This is a genomic window from Pseudomonas sp. PB101 (assembly GCF_009764265.1).
Taxonomy (GTDB): Bacteria; Pseudomonadota; Gammaproteobacteria; order Pseudomonadales; family Pseudomonadaceae; genus Aquipseudomonas.
In genome coordinates this window covers 18,123-43,651 of record NZ_RWIR01000013.1, presented here as the reverse complement: position 1 = coordinate 43,651, position 25,529 = coordinate 18,123, and the positions used below count along the sequence as shown (strand labels likewise).

The window sequence follows — 25,529 nt, the reverse complement described above, 5'->3', positions numbered from 1 at the left end:
AAAACCTGATTGAATTTAATGATCAACGCAACGCGCGCATCGATTTAACCAATTCCAACCATGAAGGTGGAACGTAACCGGTTGCAGCCTGAAACTTCGAGGAGTTCAGTGAGCGATCTATAGAAAGTTGACTGTCCGCGATGATATCGATTTCCTTTTCGTAAACTTCCGCTACCAGTTTCAGAAGAGACAACTTGTCAATCGGAGCCACCGATACATGGTAAAGGCCATGAAGCTGCGGATTCGGTATTACGTAGTCGCGAATGACACGTGCCAGTTCCGCCGTAGGCAACCCCGAAAAAATGGCCTTTTCATAGCCTTTGACGGCGCCATTCTGGGAAAGAAACCAGTCGACCAGCGAATACTGGCTTCCCAATTCGTGACCAATGATGGAGGTCCGCAGGGTGATCGCATTCGATTCGGCATGCAGCTCGCCAATGTACTTCGACTTACCGTAGAGATCTTCCGCGTCGGAGGTATCCTCTTCGGTGTACGAACCCTTGCGACCGGAGAACACGCAATCGGTGCTGATATGAATCAGGCGTGCCCCGGACAGCGCGCACAGCTTGGCAATGCGGTGCGGCAACATCGCATTGATAGGCAGAGCCGACAGAGGATCCTTGGCATCAGCCAACTGCTTGATCAATCCAACGCAGTTGATGACGACATCCGGCTTGACCCGTGCCAGTACCGAAACCAGGGAGTCATGGTCAAGCACGTCAACGTTACTGATCAACGAACCGTGGGTGTCTTCAGAAAAGTATCTGGCGCCATTCGGGTTGCGCAATGTGCCCCACACCTCAAGGTGCGGGTTTCCGTGGAATTGCCTGAACACCGTGCTACCCAGCATTCCGGTGACCCCTAACACAAGAACCTTCATTTTGACCTGCCTTTCAATTCGTTAATCCTGCTGTGGAGAAGCTCGACCAGGCGCTGGCTTTGCCGCTCCATTTCGAAATGCTCGAGGTAGTACGCTCGCCCTGACTGCCCCAACGATTCCCGTTGTTCCAGAGTCATATGGAAAAGTTGTTCAATGCTCTTCGCCATACCTTCGGCGTCCTGCGCCGGACTCGTCAGACCAGCCCCGGCTTCCTGAACGATGCGGGCCCCCTCGCCATCCAGTGCAGCAATGATGGGCCTCCCTGCTGCCAGGTAAGCCTGAACTTTACTGGGGATGGTATAGGAGAACGCCTCATTCTGCTTCAACGTCACCAACAAACCCGCTGCCCGGCTGAAAAAATGTGGCATTTCGCTCGCCGGGAAACGCCCGGCAAGGATGAGGTTGTCCAATGCTCGTGATTGCTTCTGACTTTCGATCCAGCTCAACATGCTGCCGCTGCCGACCAGAACAATTTTAAGGCCGGATAAACCGCGAAGCTTGTCCGCCACCTCGACGAGGGTTTCAACCGACTGGGCAGTCCCGAGGTTTCCGGCGAAAACGAGGCAGAAGTTATTCTCGAGCTCTGCCAGCAAGGGCGCGGGAATCCGCGTTTGCTCAGTACTTGGAGGCACGTCCTGATAGGAGTTTGGGTAATACACAATCTTACCCGGGTCAGCATAGCGGGCGACCGGCTCACGGAATGCTCGCGACTGAACCAGAAGCGTATCGACGAACGCGTAAATGCCTCTCACCATCCAGCCCGCGGCACGCAGCGCTGTTTTGTTCTTGACGAATCCCGTTGCACTCAGGCTCTCTGGCCAAAGATCTTGAACCCATACAGCCAGATGGCTCTTGAGCTTCCACTTCAGATAAATGGCAGGGATGGCCGCCGTAATGGGAGACATTGCAAATACAAAGATCGCATCGTAATTTTCGCCTTTGACTGCACGCGGAAAGTATCTCAGCCCATTCACAACGAAAGACAAATAATTGAACAGCAGGTTTTTTGCGCCCGATGAACCACGAGGCCTGAGCGGTGCGCGACAGAGCTTGACCGAAGAGTCGTAGATTTCTTCCTGGTATCCAGAAGCACTGTAACCGTCGAATACAACTCCCTCCGGATAGTTTGGTTTCCCGGTGAGAACCTTTACGACGTGCCCCTGTGCAGTTAAAGTCCTGACCAGATCATTAATAATAAAAAATTCCGGCCAGAAATATTGCGACACCACAAGAATTTTCATCTATCAAACACTTCCCTTTGCGCGCCCGGCCAAAGCCAGCAACTCGAACCACGTTTTTCTCGAGGTGTTTTCCCAGTCAAACTTGTCACTTTGCGTTACTGCCTCGGTGGACAATTTCTTCAAAATATCTGGGCTCGTTAACGCCTCGGTGAGAACATCTTGTATGTTTTTTGAATCAAACGGCGAAAAATAAAGTGCAGCCTCTGCTCCAAATTCCGGCATAGGCATTACATTGGAACAGATCATTGGCCTACCGGAGGCCATCGCTTCAAGAAGAATATTCGGGCAGTTCTCACAGGACGAAGCAAAGAGATTCAGATAGGCGTGATGATACAGAGGAGGAAGGCTCTGATAAGGAATAGCGCCCAACAACAGCACCTGACTTTCCAGGCCAAGTGTAGAAATCAGGGCTTTTACGCGCTCGGCCTCTGGCAGATGTGTTTCACCCACGAAAATCAGCGGAAACCTTTCACGAAGCTCCTGAGGGAGGTTTGCGTAGGCACTGACAACCTCATAGTGATGTTTGTAAACATCAAATCTCGAGACATATAAAATGTAATCACCCGCCGGAAGAAAATCAGGGCGAACGGGGTTGCTGCTGTGAGTTCGAAACACCGAACCGATGCCATGGGGGATGGTGACGGCGTTTTTCACCTTGGTCAGCGACTCGATTACACTTCGCGCGTAATTGGAGATGAAGATTGTCAAATCAGCTTCCGACATGCTCTTGAGCATAATCCGGTTCAACAACCAGTTCCTCAGGCGCTGTAATCCCAACGGGATACTTTTGCGTACGCGCAGATCAAACGGGATCATGTTCCGAAACATCGTTGCAACCTTGCAGCCTGCAGGCGCACGAGTGCTGACGACCCCACCGGGGCAAAACAGTACGTCGGCCTTTTCCGCCTTCAAGATCCGGGGCAGCGCCCACTTTTCCCAGAGCGCCCTGAGAATCGGGTTCTCTGTGGGCCAGGCCGGTTCGACCCGACGGATGCGGGGATGATCCGGCAGCTTCAGTGAAGCCGGGGCGAAGACAACGATCTCAAGATCTTCGTTGACGGGAACAAATTGAAAAAGATTGATCAGGTATGTCTGACCTCCGCCAAGTCGGGCAGAGAGCGCGTTGAAAACTATCTTCATAGAACACCATTGCTCAATATAATTAACGACTATTTTTATCAAGCCAGGACTGGAACATTAGAATATTCCACAAATGAAGACTGCGATCGTAGGTTCCGTTTTGATGCTGGACCCATGCCGAACGAATTTTCTGACAATCAAAATAACCTTCTCTCTTGATTCGCTCTTCCGTCAACAACTCTTCCGCCCACTCTCTAAGCGGCCCACGCAGCCATTGCGCCAGGGGAATGGAGAAGCCCGCCTTCGGCCTATCGAAGAATGAATTGGGTACATAGCGTTTCAGCAACTCACGAAGCGGCCACTTCCCGACACCATTTTTGATTAATTGGTCTGAAGACAAGGAAAACGCCAGTTCCGCAACTCGATGATCGAGCAATGGCGCGCGGGTTTCGAGGCTCGCGCTCATGGCGCCGCGGTCTACTTTAACCAGCAAATCGTCAGGCAAATATTGAGAAACGTCCCACCGACGCATTTCCTCAATATAGTCGTCCGCCGATTCCCAGCAAATAGCGCCCTGACCTTGACTGCCAGCTCCCAGCACGACGTTGTCGTCAGGCTGCCACTGCGACATCAAACCGGTGTACATCTGTGCCAGACTCTCGGATGCCAGCAACTCGGACATTCTGTAGATGCGGCGACCATTCACTTTTGCTCGTACCGAACCCGGTAAAACAGAGCAGACGTTGTCCCACCCCTTTGAGGAAAGCGAGCGAAGTGAGTAAGCCATGACACGGCGTGCAGGCAAAGGCAGCTTTTCTATACGCGCCCATAAGCCGGCAGTGATCTGGTAGCGGGGATAACCGGCAAAAAGTTCATCACCGCCGTCCCCGGACAGCGCAACAGATACATGTTGCTTGGTCATCCTGGAAACCAGGATTGTAGGGATCTGCGAGGAGTCAGCGAAAGGCTCGTCGTAAATTTCCGGCAAATGCGGAATGATCGAAACGGCGTCATCCGCACCTAGATAAAACTCAGTGTGATTCGTCCCCAAGTGCTTGGCGATCGCCTTCGCATAAGGGGCTTCGTCAAACTCAGGCTCATTGAAGCCGATGGTGTAAGTGTTGATACTTGAGCTGCTTTGCGACTGCATCAACGAAACAATCAGGCTTGAATCCACCCCACCGGACAGGAACGCACCGAGTGGAACATCCGCAATCATCTGCGACTTCACCGCCGCTGACAGCCTTTCACCAACAACGTCCACCACCTCTTTGTCGCTAGCCTGCGACAACTCATCCCTTAATACACTGGATTGCGCCAGTGACCAGTATGAAACAGGTGTCTGCCGGGAAGAAAAAGAGTCCACCGTCAGATAATGAGCTGGCGGAAGTTTCTTGATACCTTCGTAGATAGACTCAGGGGCTGGAACATAGCCAAACCTGACAAACTTCGCCAAAGCATGACGATCAATGCGCAGATCATCAGTAAAGGCCGCCTTGATTGCTTTCAACTCGGAGGAGAAAACAAACCGGTTACCGACAATACCGTAATACAGGGGTTTTTCCCCCATACGATCCCGGGCTAACGTAATTGTCTTGCTGACTTTGTCCCAGACGGCGAATGCAAACATGCCGACCAGATTTTCGAGCGTTGTTTTTACACCCCACGCCTCGATCGCAGCCAGCAGGACTTCCGTGTCAGAGTGACCACGCCAGATACGTGTCGAACCGGAGTCAATCAGCTTTTGTCGCAACTCATTGAAATTATAGATTTCACCATTGAACACAATAACGAAACGTTCGTTATCGGACACCATTGGCTGACTTCCATGTACCGACAACTCCAGAATGGAAAGCCGCCGATGGCCCAGCGAAATCCCACTATCGGCATCTGACCAAACTGCTCCGTCATCGGGCCCGCGATGTATCAGCGCATCCACCATTTTGCCAACGGCAAAGGCGCTCTGCTGATCCAACTTCCACCCGACAACTCCCGCAATTCCGCACATACCTACGCTCTCACTCCAGTGAAAATATTTAAACTCACTTCAAAACCCGAACGAGTTTCATCGCGAAGAATAATCCAAATGACAATACATAAAAAACCATCGCATTCAGCAAGCTTATTTCACCATACCAAACCCAGTGCATAACCGATGCAGCACAAAGCATATACAGAAAAAGCTGCAAGAAGTCCTGATCGCGCCAGCCCGAATCGACAAAACGCAAGAAACAGACGCTGATGAACCCGTTGAAGAATACACCAAACAAGCCGAAATTTTCGAACGCCACACCAGCGGCATGGATCCCGCCCATCCCGGTAATGAAGTACCAGTAGGCCGGGTTATCCACCGTAATGGGCTTCACTACACCGAAAGCCGAATAGATAGGAGAAGGTGCCAGCGAAAGAAACATGTCGAGGTAGGTCTGACCATACCGCAGGTGCTCGCCATCCCAGAAGCCCGTCAACTGCTGGACGAGCGGCAGGATGATTGCATTCCATGAGTTGAACAAAAAGAATTGTTCAATGTTATCTGTAGTTAAATCAACATCCATGCGTACCATGGAAACAATAACGCCGCTGCTCAGAACTACCAGCATAAAAGCCGCAACACACAACAATGTTTTGAATTTGATGAGATGGCTGTAGCGAAACATCAAGCCCAGCACATAGGCCACTACCAACACAACAAAGTCCCGATCTCCGGTCATCGCGTTGGCAACGGAATAAGCCAGCACCAGCAGCGCCGAGAAGGTGAGCATGTACCATGATGGATAGGCAAACGCCAATGCAGTGACCGCAATGATAGAAAAAACCACCACAGCCTCGACACCCGCAAACATCTCGAGCATCGCCTCCACATTTATCAGCCTGAACAAAACAAAGAAGACCGAGACTGAAAGAAACACCAGCCCTGCCAACTTGAAGTCAATTGGAGAGAAAAAAGCGCGGCGCGAAGAGGAGATGTCGGCAGGCACCAAAAGCCCCAACAGGTAGGCAGTCAGCCCGCCAGCGACACCTAGAAACCAGACAAGCGAAAGTCTGAATACGAACTGCTCATCAAGGTAAAAACTATAGTCTCCGATCGGCCAAAGCGTAACGGTATCGCTCCATAGGCTGCTTACCAGCCCAAGGAAGGGCACCGAATAGCAGACGGCGTATAACGCAACCAGATATTTTTTGGATATCAGGCACAAAATAATTTGAACGACCAAAATCAGCAAGCATGTCGAAACCAGTAATATAACCATGAACCTAACTCAAAAAATTAAAGCAACAGAACCGACCACCAGGTCCAACACTGGCCCCAACATCACTTGCAGTCATGCGTATAGCCTGAGCATGAATCATATCGAATACACCTTTCATTGCAGCAACTTACGTCCACCCAAGGACGCAAGCACCACAATTTGCGCAACCAGGGCCAGTATGAATGACCTGAAAAGATCAATCGCCAACATGTCGCCCTTCATACCCGCATAAGCCGTCGACGCCAGATAGACAATCGCATAAATGCAACTAGCCAGAAAAACTACCTTCGTCAGGTTTTTGCTGTGCAGGATCTGAGTAATGATAGTAGTCACAAGGCCAAGACCGCCCGCCAACACTGCATAAGCCAGAAGGTCGGTTTTACTGCACAAACTGCTACCCAGAAAACACAACCAGTAACTCTGCGTCAGAATCATGAACAAAGGCAAACAAATCGAAACTGCAACACCGAGCATCAAATACAACTTGCTGGAATTCTTGCCATGACCCGCCAGCTTGACGATGGCATATGAAGCAAGCGAACTCGGAAGAACCGTGACCAAAATATAAAAAAGAAAAAACAGATTGAAATAGCCCACTTCAGAAACATTCAAACTTGAATTTGCAAATATCATCAGACAAATGATATGAACAGGTGCCCCCAGAAGCATGCTTCCAGCGATGGCAGGAGCACCAGAACGGGTGAGCAGAGCGGCCATCTTTGCAAAAGAGAAGTACTCACGCACTCCTCCTTCTTCAGGGCTGAACTTGCTCGCCTTTATCATAAAAAAACCGAACGCAGGAGCGATCAACGTGCAGAGTGCAAGTGTCAGAATGACACCCTCTATACGCCCTTCAACCTTCGCGATAGCCAGTACCAGGAGTAATCCAAGCAGCCCATGGGCGGCCAAGGCAGCCACCCATCTTCCAGAGGTGTTAAGCGAGAACATCAGACCGGTTATGGTCAGATTGCAAACACAGACAAACCCGAGGAAAAACGCGCCGGTCATCAAGTAGCCAGCACTCAGCTCATAAGAGGACGCAGGCGCCGGGAACACTGAAAAAACAGCGACACAGAGGGCACCCACAACGATGCCGCCCCATGCCATGAGACTCAAGGAAGTCCTGTAGTTTACATTTTCGGCATTCATTACCGCATAGCGACTTAGCGCCACACTCAAGCACTCCCCCACCACAGTCGCGATGCCTGTTACGATCGCGTAGTGGTAAGAGAATACGCCGTACAACTCAACCCCTAACATTCGAGCCAGGCTGAACAGCAAAACAAACATGCAAAGTTTGTTTGCCAAAACTGTAATAGCACAGATCCCTTTAATCACAAGAATTAACTTCTTGCGAAGAACGAAACGTACCAGTCAGCTGCTTTCAACATACCTTCGCCAACATTGAAGAGAGGTTGATAACCCAGCAGATCCTTTGCCTTGTCAATATTGGCTTGCGAATGCCTTACATCACCTGCACGAAAATCCCGATATACCATTTCAGAGGTAGTCGTGACATCAACATTGGACAAAGCACCCTTGATACAAGCAAAGACCTGATTCAATGTCGTGCGGTCGCCCACGGCGACGTTATAAACATTGTTTTTTGCTTCAGGACTCGCACAAGCAGCCAGAATATTGGCCTGGACCGCATTCTCTACGAAGCAGAAATCGCGACTCGTTTCCCCATCACCATTAACGAAAACCTCCTCGTTGTTGATCATGGCCGCAGTCCACTTGGGAATAACTGCTGCATAGGCGCCATTTGGATCCTGACGCTTGCCGAACACGTTGAAGTAACGAAGACCAATGGTTTTGAAACCGTAGGTGCTGGAAAAAACCTCAGCGTACAGTTCATTTACATATTTCGTGACGGCATAAGGAGAAAGAGGTTTTCCGATAACCCCCTCAACTTTAGGCAGTCCCGGATGATCGCCATAGGTAGAGCTGGAAGCTGCGTAGGTAAAACTCTTCACCTGTGCATCTTTCGCCGCGACCAGCATATTCAGAAAGCCATCAATATTGGTGCTGTTCGTGGTAATCGGATCATTGATGGAACGAGGGACGGACCCGAGCGCCGCCTGATGCAGAACGTAGTCCACCGGAACATCAGTGGCCGCATCAAAAGTCATCGCCTTTCTGCAGTCTTCAATATTTCTGATATCCCCGGTCACCAGCACGAATCGCGCCCATTGCTCCGGGCTCACTACCGACTGCACTTCGTCGAGATTACGTTGATGCCCGGTCGCAAAGTTATCGAGCCCAACAACCCGCTGATCCAACTTCAGCAGCGTCTCCAATAGGTTGGAGCCGATAAATCCGGCGACGCCTGTGATCAACCAAACCTTGGGAGACTGTTGAATTTCAGCTTTGACTTTCTCGAAACGGATCATGTAATTCTCGACTTGGCATTTTTATGTCAGTGATAACGAATCAGGGTCTTCACAGACCCCGAGGATCACAAACGCAGATCTGACTGAGAGGCATCCAGCAGATACTTGAGGTCATAGAGAACGTGTTCGGCTTTACCCAGGCTCCGGATGCTCTCAGCGCCCATCGCGGCAAACTCGTTATGTGCCACAGCCAGAATAATACCGTCGTAGGAATTGACCTCTGGTTGACTGATAGGAGTAATCGAGTACTCATGCATTGCTTCAGCCGCATCGACCCACGGGTCGTACACATCAACGACAATATTGAATTCAGCGAGCTCATTTACGATGTCGATGATTTTGGTGTTGCGCAGATCAGGGCAGTTCTCCTTAAACGTCAACCCCATAATCAGCACTCGCGCACCATCAACATGAATTTTGCGCTTGAGCATTGCCTTGACTAGTTGAGAGACGACGTAAGCGCCCATACTGTCGTTCAAACGGCGACCGGCCAGAATGATTTCAGGGTGGTAACCAATAGACTGAGCCTTATGCGTCAGGTAGTAAGGATCTACACCAATGCAATGCCCGCCTACCAGACCCGGACGAAATGGCAAGAAGTTCCACTTAGTACCGGCGGCCTCCAGAACGGCCTGGGTATCAATACCCATTTTATTGAAAATCAATGCCAACTCATTGATCAGCGCAATATTCAAATCGCGCTGCGTGTTTTCAATAACCTTTGCAGCCTCGGCAACTTTGATGCTCTTGGCCTTGTGAGTACCAGCGATAATGATTGTGTTATACAGCGCATCGACAAGATCGGCGACTTCTGGAGTTGAACCCGCTGTCACTTTTTTAATGGTAGTGACACGATGCTCTTTATCGCCCGGATTTATGCGCTCCGGACTATAACCTGCAAAAAAATCAACATTAAACTTTAGACCGGATACTTTTTCCAATACCGGTACACAGTCTTCCTCGGTAGCGCCAGGATAGACCGTTGATTCATAAATAACGATATCGCCTTTTTTCAGAACGCGACCAATGGATTCACTCGCTTTAATCAAAGGCGTCAAGTCCGGGCGCTTGTGCTCATCGATCGGCGTAGGCACGGTAACAATAAATACGTTGCAGGCAGACAACTCATCCAGCGCGGAGCTAAAGCTCAATCCTGACGCGGATTGCAACTCATCATCAGACACCTCGAGAGTAGCGTCATGACCGGCCTTCAGCGCTTCAATTCGTCGCTGGCTGATATCAAAACCAACCACTTGCATTTTTTTGCCAAACTCAACCGCCAGCGGCAAGCCCACATAACCGAGACCCACTATGGCCAACTTCACATCTTCGAGTTTAAGCATTGTTTTCCCTTGCCATTCATCAATATTAAGTCGATCGTTAAGCACTTCACATCTCGCGCGTCAGAAACGTACGGCATAGCTGCGTAAACTGGAAATTATACCGAAAGCTCCGCTGGGAACCACAATCATTTTCAGCAGTCCGGGAAAGAATATCCCGACCCTTGGCGTAACTGCGAGGAGCACCGCACCGCCCGGGATAATAGCCGCCAATGAAACGACTGGAAACTGCCGACGATCAATTCGTGACCATCACTGCCTATCACACTGCGGAGCAAAGCTCGACCCCTCCCATCGAAAAAACGCCGAGCTGGGTGATTACGAGCCAGGAAACATATCACGCATGATTTCGTCGAAGCCGGACAGACAGACAAATCGAAATTCGATTCATCTGGCACTGCCCGCCCGGGAGCAGAAGCCAGCTTCCTTCCCGGGTTAAATTAATGCCCCATCGCTCGGCGATAGGGCACTGAAATATTACTGACAGAGGGTATAAAGCTTAATCATCCGATTTTGCTGCGAAGAACCCACGCAACAATACGACAGCCAAACCCAGAATAAGGCCGGAAATAATACCCAAGACAAGGATCAATGCCTTGTTAGGCTTGACCGGGGCATCTGGCAGCTCGACATCTCCGTCCTGGCGATAGACAGACACCGCCGTCGCGTCAGTTTTCAACCCTTTGAAAAAGTTGTACTTACCCTGAAGCTCACGCAAACGATCCGTGAATGGGTCATCCGACGTGCGGGCCTGGAGATTCTCGATTTCCGCCTTCAGCGCTTTCGAGCCACGCATGTACGTAAGCTGACCAGACTCACCACCCGCAATAACAGACTGACTCAGCGTAATGGCGGGCGGCCTCTCCAATCCAATCGACTCGGCAATGCGCAAGGCTTCAGTCAACCTGGCAATCGAGTCCTCTTTCGCCATGCGACTGGCATCCCTTGCGGAGCTTATCTGCTGCTCCAGATTACGAGCACGAACCTCAGACTCGATCGAAAGGTTCCTGATCATTTCATTTTTGGCTAAATCGCCAGCCTGGGCGATGTACGCTGCAGCCCAATTTCTGGCCTGCTCAGGGTTGCTGGTCTGTACGACAACCAAATATCTGTCCGAGGCCTCCTTGAGTGGAGAAACGACACGGAGCACCTGAGAGAAATCCCCATACAAGACATCCTGGGACTTTTTACGCTGTTCCTCGGACAAACTTGGTAGATAGACTTTGTAAAAAAAATCCCGACGCAGCGACTCTGCCTGCAAACGACGAATGTATATCTCGTAGACATCCTTAACATTATAAGGCGCCAACTCTGTATCTCTCGTACGCCCGTAGTTAAAGTTAGCAATATCGTTCTGAGTTGGCGGAATTACGAAAGCCTTCGCTTCATAAATTGGAGTAGCGACAAAAGCGTAGCTCGCTGCAGCGACTGCCCCAAGGACAACAAAAGCTAAAATGATAAATTTCTGACGTGAAATAGCGCGAACAAACCTTTGAAACTCAAAATCACTTGAATTATTTTCTTGTCTGGAGTCGCCCTGCATATACTGGTAGCCTTTTACTTATAAAGTTACTTTACATTCCACGAACACAGACATTGAGAACCATCAACGTAAATCTCCAGGACTCAAGCTGCAACCGTACCGCGCATCCTCCCTAAAAGAGCGTTCGCAGCACACTACATAGCAAAACCCCGACTGAGCGCTCGAACACCCAGCGTCAAGCTTAATGAGGAATTTGCCGCACTCTCCTCCTGGACCTCAAGGCATAAACGGCTACCATCAACCCGCCCATGATCATTCCGGCCAGGAATGCGACAACTCCAACAATTGATACCTGCAGCTCGGGGGATGCAAAACCGAAAAAGGAAACGACAACAAGCTGCTGATTTTCCAATACAAAAAGCAAACACGCGACCGCGACCAACAATACCAGCCCCGTGATTGCAAACCGCATGAAGCGACTCCCGGCACGCCAGCTACTCCTCAACGTAACCTTCCTCCTCTTCATTCACCCGATCACGCAACTCTTTCCCCGGCTTGAAATGAGGAACAAATTTGCCATCGAGACTGACTGACTGACCGGTTTTCGGATTGCGACCGACACGCGGCGCTCTGTAGTGCAAGGAGAAGCTGCCAAACCCACGGATCTCGATGCGATCACCGGTAGCCAGACATTGGGACATTTGTTCAAGCATGGTCTTGATGGCCAGTTCCACATCCTTGGATGAGAGCAGCCCTTGGTGGGTGACTATTCGTTCGATCAACTCGGACTTCGTCATATTTTTCCCTTCCTTTTCAAGCAGCTAGATCAGCGCTTCAAAGGTTTTAGCACGCCCCGATCAATTTGAACAGCCCGAGTTTTTGACATTTTCCACCAGCAAAGGGATGCCCACTTCCAAAGCAGCGGAACACTGATCGTGCACTATCACGCCGGCCTACAGACAACCAACATGGTGCGCGTCAGATAGCCTGCGGGGTTGAAGCCAAAGGGGCCCTCATCCTCATCTTTGGCATCATCGGACCTAGCTAGAACTTTGTAGCCCTGCGCCTTGCACTCCTTGTTCGCCCGCTTGCGGCACTTCTCCCACCCCGACCCCAGCCCCGAACAATCAATCTCGATACCACTGACCCCGCGCACTGCGTGAGTCTTGGCATTAGTGCCGCAGCCAGCCAGAACCAGTACCGCCATTACTACGATGAGCCTGTTCATTCGCTTCCTTAGGCCAGGCACGCCGCCCGACTGTCGTTCGCTTCAAGCAAAAGACTAGCTGTAAATAAACGATTCATGCTGATGTAGAAAGAGACCACTTGCCATGGGCACTAGTTTCACGGCAGAAGCAAAACAAGGAGCCAGCCAAGGCCCCCAAGGAAAGCGTCACATCACCCACTGAAGGCGAAACGAGTACTACTCACCCTTCCCTCGTGCGCATCACTTTGAATTCCCGCCCCGACTCGATCACCGCCTCATCTGCACCGAGCGGTGCGCGCCATCCGAGAAGATTGCAGGCTTTACTGGAGTCCACGACCAGAGATCCACAGAGCTGTTCAAAGGCACCTCCCATCCCCGCAACGCGAGCGCCCCAACGCATAAGTCCTGGCGGCATAGGCACGAGCAAGGTCCGCTTCCCCATTCCTTGCGCCAAGCGCTCGATAATCTGGGGCGTGGAAAGATCCACCCCATCAGAAATCAGGAACGTTTCGTTAGCGGCCGCTGGATGCTCTATACACAGGGAAATGAAATCCACCAGGTTGCGCAATGACACCATGCTGCGGCAATTATCGACCGATGCAAGTGGCAACGGCAGGCCAATGGCAACCAGTTTCAATAAACGCCGAAAATTTCCAGGTGCGTGGCCTGCATACACAAGCGGTGGACGAATGATGACGAGTTCCATGTCGGAACCCTTCAGAAGCTCACGCAGAGCCTGTTCAGCTTCCCACTTGGATATCGCATAGTCCGCTTTGGGAGCAGGCATTGAGGACTCATCGAATGGCGTACTTGTTGTGCTTGATCCGTTCACGCCAATGGAGCTGATAAAAATGAAGCGTTTCACACCCGTGGCCAGTGCCTTTCGCGCCAGATTTAATGTGAATTCAACATTGTCTGCGCGATAGAGATCGAGAGGCGAACTCGAGGTTTCCTTCAAGACGTGCGCGCGACCGGCAAGGTGGATCAGCGTGGTGACGCCCTCAGGAAAAGGTGCATCGGCCCAGGCTACGTTACTGTTGATTATGACTTGAGCTACTTCACTCGGAACTTTCTGACTCTGACTGCGAACCAGCACAGTGAGATCCACATTCTTTTTTGCTATGAGTTGCTGCACAAGCTCCTGCCCGATAAAGCCGGTAGCGCCGGTGATCAGTATCTTTTGTGAGGGAGTCAAGAATGCCGCTCCGAGAGTCGAAGGATTAAATTCATAGCGCCGCGAGCTAATGACGTTTACGCGGGACGCATCAAAATCAGGATATAAAAAAAGGGCGACCGAAGCCGCCCTTTTTTATGGTCTGACAGAACTTAGTTCTGCTTTTCCATTTGTGCACGCAGCAGGTCACCCAGAGTGGTGGCCACAGGAGCATCAGTAGCTACTGGCTTGTCGCGCAGGCTCTGAATTGCTTCTTTCTCGTCTTCAACGTCTTTCGACTTGATCGAGAGCTGGATTACACGGCTCTTGCGGTCAACGCTGATGATCTTGGCTTCTACTTCTTCGCCTTCTTTCAGAACGTTGCGCGCGTCTTCAACGCGGTCACGGCTGATTTCGGATGCTTTCAGAGTCGCTTCGATATCGTCGGCCAGAGTGATGATGGCGCCTTTAGCGTCAACTTCTTTCACGATGCCCTTAACGATTGCGCCTTTGTCGTTCTCTTGAACGTACTCGGAGAACGGATCGCTTTCCAGTTGCTTGATACCCAGGGAGATGCGCTCGCGCTCTGGGTCAACCGACAGGATAACGGTGTCCAGCTCGTCGCCCTTCTTGAAACGGCGTACGGCTTCTTCGCCCACTTCGTTCCAGGAGATGTCGGACAGGTGAACCAGGCCGTCGATGCCGCCGTCCAGACCAATGAAGATACCGAAATCGGTGATCGACTTGATGGTGCCGGAGATTTTATCGCCCTTGTTGAACTGGCCAGAGAAATCTTCCCATGGGTTAGATTTGCACTGCTTGATGCCCAGGGAGATACGACGACGCTCTTCGTCGATGTCCAGAACCATGACTTCCACTTCGTCGCCGACTTGTACGACTTTCGAAGGGTGGATGTTCTTGTTGGTCCAGTCCATTTCGGAAACGTGTACCAGACCTTCAACGCCTTCTTCCAGCTCAGCGAAGCAGCCGTAGTCGGTCAGGTTGGTTACACGAGCGGTAACGCGAGTGCTTTCTGGGTAACGGGCTTTGATAGCAACCCATGGATCTTCGCCCAGTTGCTTCAGGCCCAGGGAAACACGATTGCGCTCGCGATCGTACTTCAGAACCTTGACATCGATCTCGTCGCCAACGTTGACGATTTCGGAAGGATGCTTGATACGCTTCCAAGCCATGTCGGTAATGTGCAGCAGGCCATCGACGCCACCCAGATCGACGAATGCGCCGTAATCGGTGAGGTTCTTGACGATACCTTTGACTTGTTGGCCTTCCTGCAAGGATTCCAGCAGAGCTTCGCGCTCGGCGGAGTTCTCGGCTTCCAGGACGCTGCGACGGGAAACGACAACGTTGTTGCGCTTCTGGTCCAGCTTGATGACCTTGAATTCCAGCTCTTTGCCTTCCAGGTGCGTGGTGTCGCGCACTGGACGGACGTCAACCAGAGAACCTGGCAGGAACGCACGGATGCCGTTAACGTCGACAGTGAAGCCGCCTTTAACCTTACCGTTGATAACGCCCTTGACCACTTCTTCGGCTGCGAAGGCTGCTTCCAGAACAATCCAGCATTCAGCGCGCTTGGCTTTTTCACGGGACAGCTTGGTTTCACCAAAGCCGTCTTCAACCGAGTCCAGAGCAACGTGAACTTCGTCACCGACGTTGATGTTCAGTTCGCCAGCGTCGTTGTAGAACTGCTCAAGCGGGATGAGTGCTTCAGACTTCAGGCCAGCGTGAACGGTTACCCAGCGAGCTTGGTAATCGATATCAACGATAACACCGGTGATGATGGAGCCTGCCTGAAGGTTCAGGGTTTTTAGGCTTTCTTCAAAGAGTTCCGCAAAGCTTTCGCTCATTTTAATTCCTGTTGATGAGGGCGAAGAATACGCCCATCTCCACACCCCAGACGGTGTGGGTTAGTTTCATTTAAAAGAAGCCACCGCAGGACTATGACTGGTCCCCTGCGGCCTTCTTGGTCACCCGGCGATATCGCGAATGGCGATCTCGCTCATGATGCGTTCCAGCACCTGGTCGATGGACAATTCCGTGGAATCCAGCTGTATGGCGTCAGCCGCCGGTTTGAGCGGGGCTACCGCTCGCTGGGTGTCACGCTCATCGCGCGCACGTATCTCATCTAGCAGACTCGACAGACTAACACCCTCGACTTTGCCCTTCAACTGCAAATATCGACGGCGCGCCCTCTCCTCGGCACTGGCGGTCAGAAAAATCTTCAGCGATGCATCCGGAAAAACCACGGTGCCCATGTCGCGGCCATCGGCCACCAGCCCCGGCGCTTCCTGAAAAGCACGCTGGCGCTGCAGCAGCGCCTCGCGCACAGCGGGCAGCGCAGCCACCTGGGAAGCGCCGGATCCGACGCTTTCGGTGCGGATGACATCGCTGACTTCATCACCTTCCAGGATGATCCGCTGCAACTGACCGTCCGTCGCCGCGATGAACTGCACGTCCAGATGAGCGGCGAGTTTCTTCAGCAGCTCTTCATTGGTCAGGTCGACACCGTGGTTATGCGCAGCGAAGGCCAGCAATCGGTACAACGCACCGGAATCCAGCAGGTTCCAGCCCAGGCGCTTGGCCAGAATCCCGGCTACCGTGCCCTTGCCCGACCCGCTTGGCCCATCGATGGTGATGACCGGTGCAATGTTGATCACGACTGAGCCTCTTGCGCCACACGAATGCCGACCTGCGCGCACAGCGCGAGGAAGTTCGGGAACGACGTCGCGACGTTGGCGCAATCATGAATGCGGATTGGCGCACTGGCGCGCAGCGAAGCAACGCTGAACGCCATGGCGATACGGTGGTCGCCATGGCCGTGCACTTCACCGCCGCCGATCTGGCCGCCGTCGATGATGATGCCGTCCGGAGTCGGCTCGCACTTGACGCCCAACGCCAGCAGACCGTCCGCCATCACCTGGATGCGGTCCGACTCCTTGACCCGAAGTTCTTCGGCGCCGGTCAGCACGGTGCGCCCTTCGGCACAGGCAGCCGCCACGAACAGTACCGGGAATTCGTCGATGGCCAGTGGAACCAGCTCCTCGGGAATCTCGATACCTTTGAGTTTAGCTGCGCGTACGCGCAAGTCGGCTACCGGTTCGCCACCCACTTCACGCTGGTTTTCCAGGGTGATGTCGGCGCCCATCAGGCGCAGGATGTCGATCACACCGGTGCGGGTCGGGTTGATGCCGACATGCTCGAGCACCAGCTCCGAACCTTCGGCGATCGAAGCGGCCACCAGGAAGAACGCCGAAGACGAGATATCGCCCGGCACTTCAATGTGGGTCGCCGTCAGCTTGTTGCCGGACTCGACCGATGCGGTCGCACCGCTGACCGTTACCGGGTAGCCGAAGCCGCGCAGCATGCGCTCGGTATGGTCACGGGTCGGTGCAGGCTCGGTAACCGTGGTCTTGCCTTCGGCATACAGGCCGGCCAACAGCAGGCAGGATTTCACCTGGGCACTGGCCATCGGCATGGTATAGGTCAGGCCCTTGAGCTTGTGGCCACCACGAATGGTCATCGGCGGACGACCTTCAGCGGCGGTTTCGATCACCGCGCCCATTTCACGCAGCGGATTGGCGACGCGATTCATCGGGCGCTTGGACAGAGAAGCATCGCCGGTCAGGGTGCTGTCGAAGCTCTGCGCAGCCAGCAGGCCGGAGAGCAGGCGCATCGAAGTACCGGAGTTGCCCAGATAGATCGGGCCCGGCGCCGGTTTCAGGCCATGCAGGCCAACGCCGTGAATGGTCACGCGACCGTGGTGCGGACCTTCGATCACGACGCCCATGTCACGGAAAGCCTGCAAGGTCGCCAGGGCATCTTCGCCCTCGAGGAAGCCTTCGACTTCGGTGACGCCTTCGGCCAGGGAGCCAAGCATGATCGAACGGTGGGAAATCGATTTGTCACCCGGTACGCGAATCCGACCGGACAGGCGGCCACCAGGTTGAGCCAGGAAGATCAGATCGTTGGAATTCATAGCGTCCACATAGGCCCTGCGGGCCAGGATTTTACTGAAATGCTCGCGGGCAACCCGGGCGCGCGTGAAAACGCCCAACAATTGGTGCCCATCCCCTGCATCGACCGCGTCGCGCAAGGCGTCGAGATCGCTGCGAAATGTATCGAGTGTGCGCAGGACAGCTTCGCGGTTGGCGAGGAAGATGTCGTGCCACATGACCGGGTCGCTTCCGGCGATTCTTGTGAAATCGCGGAAACCGCCCGCAGCGTAACGGAAGATCTCAAGATTTTCATTGCGCTTGGCCAACGAATCGACCAAACCGAACGCCAGCAAGTGCGGCAGATGACTGGTCGCCGCCAATACTTCGTCGTGACGCTCGACCTGCATGTGCTCGACATCGGCGCCCAATTCGCGCCACAAACGGTCGACAACCGCGAGGGCTGCCGGATCGGTTTGCTCCAGCGGCGTCAGGATCACTTTGTGGCGACGGAACAGTTCGGCATTGGAGGCTTCCACCCCGCTCTGCTCGGAACCGGCAATCGGATGGCCCGGCACGAACCGCGCCGGCATGCCACCGAACGCCTCGGTTGCCGCGCGCACCACATTGCCCTTGGCGCTGCCGACATCCGTCAGGATCGCCTGCCCCAGATCCATGCTCGCCAAACGCGCGAGCACTTTCTCCATGGCCAGAATCGGCACTGCCAACTGAATCACGTCGGCACCCTGGCATGCAGCCGCGAGGTCGTCTTCACAACGATCCACCACACCCAGCTCGACCGCCAGCTTGCGCGATTGCGGGTCAAGATCGACCCCGACCACTTCGCGGCACATGCCGCTTTCACGCAAGCCCTTGGCAAACGAACCACCGATCAGCCCCAGACCGACCACCACCAGGCGACCGATCATAGGTTCAGCAGATTGCAGTGCAGTGACATCAACCACGGGCCAGGACCTTGGTCAACGCTTCAAGGAAGCGGTTGTTCTCAGCCGGCAGGCCAATGGTGATGCGCAGGTGATTGGGCATGCCGTAGTTGGCTACCGGGCGCACGATCACGCCTTCACGCAGCAGGCCCTGGAACACCGGGGCCGCGACCTGACCGAGATCGACGCAGATAAAGTTGCCTTTGGATGGAATCCAGCTCAGCCCCAGCTCACGGAAACCGGCTTGCAGTTGCAGCATGCCGGACTCGTTCAACTGGCGGCTTTGCGCCAGATACTCTTCATCCTTCAACGCCGCGCAAGCAGCGGCCAGGGCCAGGCTGTTGACGTTGAACGGCTGGCGTACGCGGTTCAGCACGTCTGCCACCACCGGCGTGGACAATCCGTAACCCACGCGCAGCGCCGCCAGGCCATAGGCCTTGGAGAAGGTGCGTGAAACCAGCAGGTTCGGATACGCCGCCAGGTAGTCCAGGCCATCCGGCAGATCACCGCCTTCGGCGTACTCGATGTAGGCCTCGTCCAGCACGACAAGTACATGCTCCGGAACATCCTGCAGGAATTCATCCAATGCCTCGGCATCGAACCAGGTCCCGGTCGGGTTGTTCGGGTTGGCGATGAAGACCACACGGGTATTGGCATCGATGGCTGCCAGCATGGCAGGCAGGTCATGCCCCCAGTCCTTGGCCGGAACCACCTTGGCCTGTGCGCCGACAGCCTGAGTGGCAATCGGGTAGACCGCGAACGCATGCTCGCTGAACACGGCATTCAGGCCCGGCGCCAGATAGGCACGCGCCACCAGTTCAAGAATGTCGTTGGAACCGTTGCCCAGCGTCACTTGATTGAGCTCGACACGGCACTGTTCGGCCAGCAGAGACTTGAGCGCAAAGCCATTGCCGTCCGGATAGCGGGTCAGCTCGGCCAGCGCCTCGCGGATCGCCGCCAGCGCCTTGGGGCCGGGGCCCAGCGGGTTTTCGTTGCTCGCCAGCTTGACGATGCTGGCCGGATCGAGATCCAGCTCACGCGCCAGTTCGTCCACGGGTTTGCCCGGAACGTAAGGCGAAAGTTGTTGCACGCCCGGCTGTGCCAGAGCGAGGAAATTGCCACTCATTTGCTACCGCCCCTTAGAGAACTGCTTTCGGGTAGGAACCCAGCACTTTGAGTGCCACTGCTTCCTGACTGATCTTTTCCAGCACACCTTTTATCAGCGGATCACGGTGGTGGCCGACAAAGTCGATGAAGAACACGTAGGTCCATTTGCCACTGCGCGACGGACGCGTCTCGATTCGGGTCAGGTCGATGCCATTGTCGTGGAACGGCACCAGCAACTCGTGAAGCGCACCCGGCTTGTTGCTCATCGAAACGATGATCGACGTCTTGTCGTCGCCGGTCGGTGGCACTTCCTGATTGCCGATCATGAGGAAACGCGTCGAGTTGTCCGGACGGTCCTCGATTTTCTCGGCCAGACGGGTCAGGCCATACAGGCCGGCCGCCATGTCGCCGGCAATCGCCGCCGAGTTCCACTCGCCCTTGACCCGCTTGGCCGCTTCGGCGTTGCTGGACACCGCCACGCGCTCGACATTCGGGTAATGGGCGTCCAGCCACTTGCGGCACTGGGCCAGTGACTGTGCGTGGGAGTAGATGCGGCTGATGCTGTCGGTCTTGGTGTTTTCACCGACCAACAGGTGATGGTGGATACGCAGCTCGACTTCACCGCAGATCACCATGTCGTGCTCGAGGAAGCTGTCGAGGGTGTGGTTGACCGCGCCCTCGGTGGAGTTTTCCACCGGGACCACGCCAAAATTCACCGCACCGGCCGCCACTTCACGGAACACTTCGTCGATCGCCGCCATCGGCTTGCTGATCACCGCGTGGCCAAAGTGCTTCATGGCCGCCGCCTGGGTGAAGGTACCTTCAGGGCCGAGGTAAGCCACTTTCAGCGGCTGCTCGAGCGCCAGGCACGACGACATGATTTCGCGGAACAAGCGCGCCATCTCTTCGTTGCCCAGCGGCCCCTGGTTGCGCTCCATGACACGCTTGAGCACCTGAGCTTCACGCTCGGGACGATAGAACACCGGCACTTCGCCTTCGGCCAGCGAGGCCATCTTTACCCGCGCGACTTCCTGGGCGCAGCGCGCACGCTCACTGATCAGCTCCAGCACCTTGGTGTCCAGAGCATCAATGCGAACGCGCAGTGCCTTGAGTTCTTGCTCAGACATTAGCCGTGTTCCTTCTCGAACTCTGCCATGTACGAAATCAGCGCATTGACGGCGATGATATCGACGGCGTTATAGATGGAGGCGCGCATGCCGCCCACGGAACGGTGACCCTTGAGGTTCAACAGGCCACGCTCGTCGGCACCGGCCAGGAACGGCTTGTCCAAACGATCATCAGCCAGGCGGAACGGCACGTTCATCCACGAGCGGTCCGACTTGTTGATCGGGTTGCTGTAGAGGCCGCTGGCATCGATGAAGTCGTACAGCGTGCGCTGCTTGACTTCGTTGAGCTTGCCGATGGCCTCGACGCCGCCCTGCTCCTTGAGCCACTCGAACACCAGGCCGGACAGGTACCAGGCCAGGGTCGGCGGCGTGTTGTACATCGAGCCGTTATCGGCCGCCACCTTGTAGTCGAGCATGGTCGGGCACAGGGAACGGGCCTTGCCCAACAGGTCTTCGCGGACGATGTTGACGACAATGCCGCTCGGGCCGATGTTTTTCTGGGCGCCGGCGTAGATCATGCCGAAGCGCGAAACATCCACCGGGCGCGACAGGATGTCCGAGGACATGTCGGCCACCAGCGGAACGTCGCCGGTTTCCGGGATCCACTGGAATTCCAGGCCGCCGATGGTTTCGTTCGGCGCATAGTGAACGTAGGCCGCGTCTTTCGACAGCTTCCACTCGTTCTGGCCGGGAATGGCGAAATAGTCGTAAGGCTTGGCGGTGCCGGCAACGTTGACGTGGCCGTAGCGCGAAGCTTCTTCGATGGCTTTCTGCGACCAGATACCGGTGTCGATATAGTCGGCCGAGCCGTTTTCCGGCAACAGGTTCAGAGGAATCTGCGCGAATTGCTGGCTGGCGCCACCTTGCAGGAACAGCACTTTATAGTTCGAGGGGATATTCAGCAGATCACGCAGATCCTGCTCGGCCTTGGTCGCGATGGACACGAACTCATCACTGCGATGGCTCATTTCCATGACCGACAGGCCCTTGCCGTGCCAGTCGAGGAGTTCACCCTGGGCGCGCTGCAGGACAGCTTCGGGAAGCGCCGCAGGACCGGCACAGAAGTTATAGGCTCTCTTGCTCACATCCAATCTCGCTCTGATTTGGTGGTATCACGCAATAACGCAAAATCGATCAATATCCTGTAGGAGCGAGCTTGCTCGCGAAAAACCTGAGAACGCCGCGGGATATCAGGCTTCCCGCGTTATCGTTAACGTCCATCGCGAGCGAACTCGCTCCTACAGGAGGGACATAATTATTCAAAGGGACAAACAACAAGGGGGCGAATTTTCATCCGCCCCCTGTTTGTCCACTTACTCTTGTGGCTCTTCGTCAGCGGCAGCGTCGAGTTGCTGGTCTTCGACAGCATCGTCGCTCACGACGTGCGCCTCGAACTCAGCCCCTTCTTCACCTTCCAGCTCTTCACCCTCGACTTCCGACGGCTCCTGAACCCGCTCAAGCCCGACCAGTGTTTCGTCGTTGGCCAGTTTGATCAGGGTCACGCCCTGGGTGTTACGACCCAGGCTGGAGACTTCGTCGACACGGGTGCGCACCAGAGTGCCCTGGTCGGAAATCAGCATGATCTCCTCGCCGTCGAGCACCTGGACCGCACCGACCAGACGGCCGTTACGGTCGTTGCTGACCATGGCGATAACGCCCTGACCGCCACGCTTGTACTCAGGGAACTCGGTGATCGCCGTGCGCTTGCCATAACCACGCGCCGAAGCGGTAAGGATCTGGCTGCCTTCTTCCGGGATCAGCATGGAAATCAGCTTCTGGCCTTCCGGCAGACGCATGCCGCGCACACCGCGGGCGGTACGGCCCATAGCGCGAACGTCGGATTCCTTGAAGCGCGTCACCTTGCCGCCGTCGGAGAACAGCATGACTTCGCGCTCGCCATCGGTGATGGCCGCGCTGATCAATACGTCGCCTTCATCCAGCTCGAGCGCGATCAGGCCGACGCTGCGTTGACGGCTGAAGGATTCCAGCGGGGTCTTCTTCACGGTGCCGTTGGCGGTGGCCATGAAGATGTAGTGACCTTCGGTGTACTCCTCGACCGGCAGCATGGTGGTGATGTACTCACCGTCGTCCAGCGGCAACAGGTTGACCAGCGGACGACCACGGGCAGCGCGGGACGCCTCGGGGATTTCGTAGGTTTTCAGCCAGTACACCTTGCCCTTGCTGGAGAACAGCAGCAGCGTGGTGTGGCTGTTCGCAACCAGCAGGTGAGCGATGTAGTCCTCATCCTTGACGCCGGTCGCCGACTTGCCTTTACCGCCACGACGCTGGGCCTGGTACGCAGCCAGCGGCTGGGTCTTGGCGTAGCCACCGTGGGAAATGGTCACGACGCGCTCTTCTTCCGGGATCATGTCGCCCAGGGTCAGGTCGAGACGGGCATCGAGGATCTCGGTGCGACGTACGTCGCCGTACTCGGCGCGGATCACTTCCAGCTCTTCGCGGATCACTTCCATCAGGCGCGTGGCGCTGCTGAGGATACGGATCAGCTCGCCGATCTGGTTGAGGATCTCTTGATACTCGGCCAGCAGTTTTTCGTGTTCCAGACCGGTCAGGCGGTGCAGACGCAGTTCCAGAATGGCTTGCGCCTGTTCTGGCGACAGGAAGTACTTGCCGTCGCGCAGACCGTATTGCGGATCGAGGTTTTCCGGACGGCACGAATCGGCACCGGCTCGTTCAACCATCGCCACCACCGCCGAGGACTCCCAAGGCGTGCTGATCAGCGCTTCCTTGGCTTCCGACGGGGTTGGCGACGCCTTGATCAGGGCGATGACCGGGTCGATGTTCGACAGGGCAACCGCTTGACCTTCAAGGATGTGACCACGCTCGCGTGCTTTACGCAGCTCGAACACGGTACGACGGGTAACGACTTCGCGACGGTGACGAACGAAGGCTTCCAGCAGGTCCTTGAGGTTCAGGATGCGTGGACGACCGTCGATCAGCGCGACGATGTTGATACCGAACACCGCCTGCAGCTGGGTCTGGGCGTAGAGGTTGTTGAGGATGACCTCAGGCACTTCGCCGCGACGCAGCTCGATCACGACGCGCATGCCGTCCTTGTCGGACTCGTCGCGCAGTTCGGTGATGCCTTCGAGCTTCTTCTCTTTTACCAACTCGGCGATCTTCTCGATCAGACGCGCCTTGTTCAACTGGTAAGGGAGTTCGGTGATGACGATCTGCTGACGGCCACCGACCTTGTCGATGTCTTCGATCATCGAGCGGGCACGCATGTAAATGCGCCCGCGACCGGTACGGTAGGCTTCGATGATGCCGGCGCGACCGTTGATGATCGCGGCGGTCGGGAAGTCCGGACCAGGGATGTATTGCATCAGTTCGTCGACAGTCAGCTCGGGATTGTCGATGAGCGCCAGGCAACCGTCGATGACTTCACCGAGGTTGTGCGGCGGAATGTTGGTCGCCATGCCCACGGCGATACCGCTGGAGCCGTTGACCAGCAGGTTGGGAATACGGGTCGGCATGACCGCCGGGATCATTTCGGTGCCGTCGTAGTTCGGCACCCAGTCCACGGTTTCCTTGTGCAGGTCGGCCAGCAGCTCGTGCGCCAGCTTGGTCATGCGCACTTCGGTGTATCGCATGGCCGCGGCGTTGTCGCCGTCCACGGAACCGAAGTTGCCCTGGCCGTCTACCAGCAGGTAGCGCAGGGAGAATGGCTGCGCCATCCGAACGATGGTGTCGTACACCGCGGTATCACCGTGCGGGTGATACTTACCGATCACGTCACCGACAACACGGGCAGATTTCTTGTACGGCTTGTTGAAGTCGTTGCCCAGCTCGCTCATCGCGAACAGCACACGCCGGTGCACGGGCTTCAAGCCATCGCGCGCATCCGGCAGTGCCCGCCCGACAATTACGCTCATCGCGTAGTCGAGGTAGGACTGCTTCAGCTCGTCTTCGATATTGACCGGGAGGATTTCTTTGGCCAGTTCGCCCATGAGAAGCCTGATTCCTTTTTCTGGTGAAACTTCGTCAGGACCAACGAAGCTCGCCGCCGCAGGCTAAGTGCCATGCATTGGCTTACGACAAATCAACGAGTTATGCCATGGATCTGCGCAGTAAAGGTCACCCCGCGGGGCAACCTTGGAAACCGCCGGATGTTATCACAAGAGCCGCCACGCACCTATCCCCCAGATGCGCATGGAGAGTAGTTAGTTGACCGATGACAGGCTTGAAGGGGACGAGAGAGGCTCAGAGACGTGTTGAATGGAGAATTTGTGGCTGATTCTGGCTCATTTGTTGACTTTAAGGGCCTCTTCGCGGGCAAGCCCGCTCCCACAGGTTTTGCGAACACCATAAAACACTGTGGGAGCGGGCTTGCCCGCGAAAGCGATTGACTAGAC

At 54.9% G+C, this 25,529-nt stretch carries 20 protein-coding genes; all 20 read right to left on the bottom strand.

Going from position 1 to position 25,529, the window contains the following annotated elements:
• Positions 1-22: 22 nt before the first annotated feature.
• On the bottom strand, positions 23-880 hold the full coding sequence (locus EI969_RS03795; RefSeq protein WP_160386003.1) for an SDR family oxidoreductase: 858 nt from the start codon (positions 878-880) through the stop codon (positions 23-25).
• Positions 877-2,121, bottom strand: coding sequence for a glycosyltransferase family 4 protein (locus EI969_RS03790; RefSeq protein ID WP_160386002.1), 1,245 nt, complete (start codon positions 2,119-2,121; stop codon positions 877-879). Before EI969_RS03790 ends, EI969_RS03795 begins: the two co-directional genes overlap by 4 nt.
• A 3-nt stretch (positions 2,122-2,124) precedes the next feature.
• Positions 2,125-3,261 (bottom strand): glycosyltransferase family 1 protein, encoded by a 1,137-nt coding sequence (locus tag EI969_RS03785; protein ID WP_160386001.1) that lies wholly within the window; start codon positions 3,259-3,261, stop codon positions 2,125-2,127.
• A 22-nt stretch (positions 3,262-3,283) separates the two neighbouring features.
• Positions 3,284-5,209, bottom strand: a complete 1,926-nt coding sequence (gene asnB, locus EI969_RS03780) for an asparagine synthase (glutamine-hydrolyzing) (RefSeq protein ID WP_160386000.1) — start codon at positions 5,207-5,209, stop codon at positions 3,284-3,286.
• Positions 5,210-5,243: 34 nt separating this feature from the next.
• A complete protein-coding gene (locus EI969_RS03775) occupies positions 5,244-6,425 on the bottom strand; it encodes a hypothetical protein (RefSeq protein WP_160385999.1) in 1,182 nt (393 codons plus the stop codon).
• A gap of 141 nt (positions 6,426-6,566) precedes the next feature.
• A complete protein-coding gene (locus EI969_RS03770) occupies positions 6,567-7,790 on the bottom strand; it encodes a hypothetical protein (protein WP_160385998.1) in 1,224 nt (407 codons plus the stop codon).
• Between the two features lie 5 nt (positions 7,791-7,795).
• Positions 7,796-8,845, bottom strand: coding sequence for an NAD-dependent epimerase/dehydratase family protein (locus EI969_RS03765; protein ID WP_160385997.1), 1,050 nt, complete (start codon positions 8,843-8,845; stop codon positions 7,796-7,798).
• Positions 8,846-8,910: 65 nt separating this feature from the next.
• Positions 8,911-10,188, bottom strand: coding sequence for a Vi polysaccharide biosynthesis UDP-N-acetylglucosamine C-6 dehydrogenase TviB (gene tviB, locus EI969_RS03760; RefSeq protein WP_160385996.1), 1,278 nt, complete (start codon positions 10,186-10,188; stop codon positions 8,911-8,913).
• A gap of 496 nt (positions 10,189-10,684) precedes the next feature.
• Complete coding sequence (locus EI969_RS03755) at positions 10,685-11,728, bottom strand: LPS O-antigen chain length determinant protein WzzB (protein ID WP_160385995.1); 1,044 nt, start codon at positions 11,726-11,728, stop codon at positions 10,685-10,687.
• A 181-nt stretch (positions 11,729-11,909) separates the two neighbouring features.
• On the bottom strand, positions 11,910-12,140 hold the full coding sequence (locus EI969_RS03750; RefSeq protein ID WP_160385994.1) for a lipopolysaccharide assembly protein LapA domain-containing protein: 231 nt from the start codon (positions 12,138-12,140) through the stop codon (positions 11,910-11,912).
• 22 nt (positions 12,141-12,162) lie between these two features.
• Positions 12,163-12,465 carry an integration host factor subunit beta gene (gene ihfB, locus EI969_RS03745; protein WP_102700288.1) on the bottom strand — a complete coding sequence of 101 codons (303 nt, stop codon included), beginning with the start codon at positions 12,463-12,465 and terminating at the stop codon, positions 12,163-12,165.
• A 146-nt stretch (positions 12,466-12,611) separates the two neighbouring features.
• A complete protein-coding gene (locus tag EI969_RS03740; protein WP_160385993.1) occupies positions 12,612-12,896 on the bottom strand; it encodes a hypothetical protein in 285 nt (94 codons plus the stop codon).
• 199 nt (positions 12,897-13,095) lie between these two features.
• Positions 13,096-14,070: an SDR family oxidoreductase gene (locus EI969_RS03735; protein WP_160385992.1), complete on the bottom strand. Its 975-nt coding sequence runs from the start codon at positions 14,068-14,070 to the stop codon at positions 13,096-13,098.
• A 131-nt stretch (positions 14,071-14,201) separates the two neighbouring features.
• Positions 14,202-15,893, bottom strand: coding sequence for a 30S ribosomal protein S1 (gene rpsA, locus EI969_RS03730; RefSeq protein WP_007973639.1), 1,692 nt, complete (start codon positions 15,891-15,893; stop codon positions 14,202-14,204).
• Positions 15,894-16,013: 120 nt separating this feature from the next.
• Positions 16,014-16,703, bottom strand: a complete 690-nt coding sequence (gene cmk / locus EI969_RS03725) for a (d)CMP kinase (RefSeq protein ID WP_160385991.1) — start codon at positions 16,701-16,703, stop codon at positions 16,014-16,016.
• Positions 16,700-18,907, bottom strand: coding sequence for a bifunctional prephenate dehydrogenase/3-phosphoshikimate 1-carboxyvinyltransferase (locus EI969_RS03720; RefSeq protein ID WP_256678222.1), 2,208 nt, complete (start codon positions 18,905-18,907; stop codon positions 16,700-16,702). The genes cmk and EI969_RS03720 overlap by 4 nt, the downstream gene beginning before the upstream one ends.
• Before the next feature lie 28 nt (positions 18,908-18,935).
• Complete coding sequence (gene hisC, locus EI969_RS03715) at positions 18,936-20,048, bottom strand: histidinol-phosphate transaminase (protein WP_160385989.1); 1,113 nt, start codon at positions 20,046-20,048, stop codon at positions 18,936-18,938.
• A 13-nt stretch (positions 20,049-20,061) separates the two neighbouring features.
• A complete protein-coding gene (pheA, locus tag EI969_RS03710) occupies positions 20,062-21,156 on the bottom strand; it encodes a prephenate dehydratase (protein WP_016770924.1) in 1,095 nt (364 codons plus the stop codon).
• On the bottom strand, positions 21,156-22,241 hold the full coding sequence (gene serC, locus EI969_RS03705) for a 3-phosphoserine/phosphohydroxythreonine transaminase (RefSeq protein ID WP_160385988.1): 1,086 nt from the start codon (positions 22,239-22,241) through the stop codon (positions 21,156-21,158). Before serC ends, pheA begins: the two co-directional genes overlap by 1 nt.
• A 228-nt stretch (positions 22,242-22,469) precedes the next feature.
• Positions 22,470-25,124, bottom strand: a complete 2,655-nt coding sequence (gene gyrA / locus EI969_RS03700; protein WP_160385987.1) for a DNA gyrase subunit A — start codon at positions 25,122-25,124, stop codon at positions 22,470-22,472.
• Positions 25,125-25,529 lie beyond the last annotated feature (405 nt).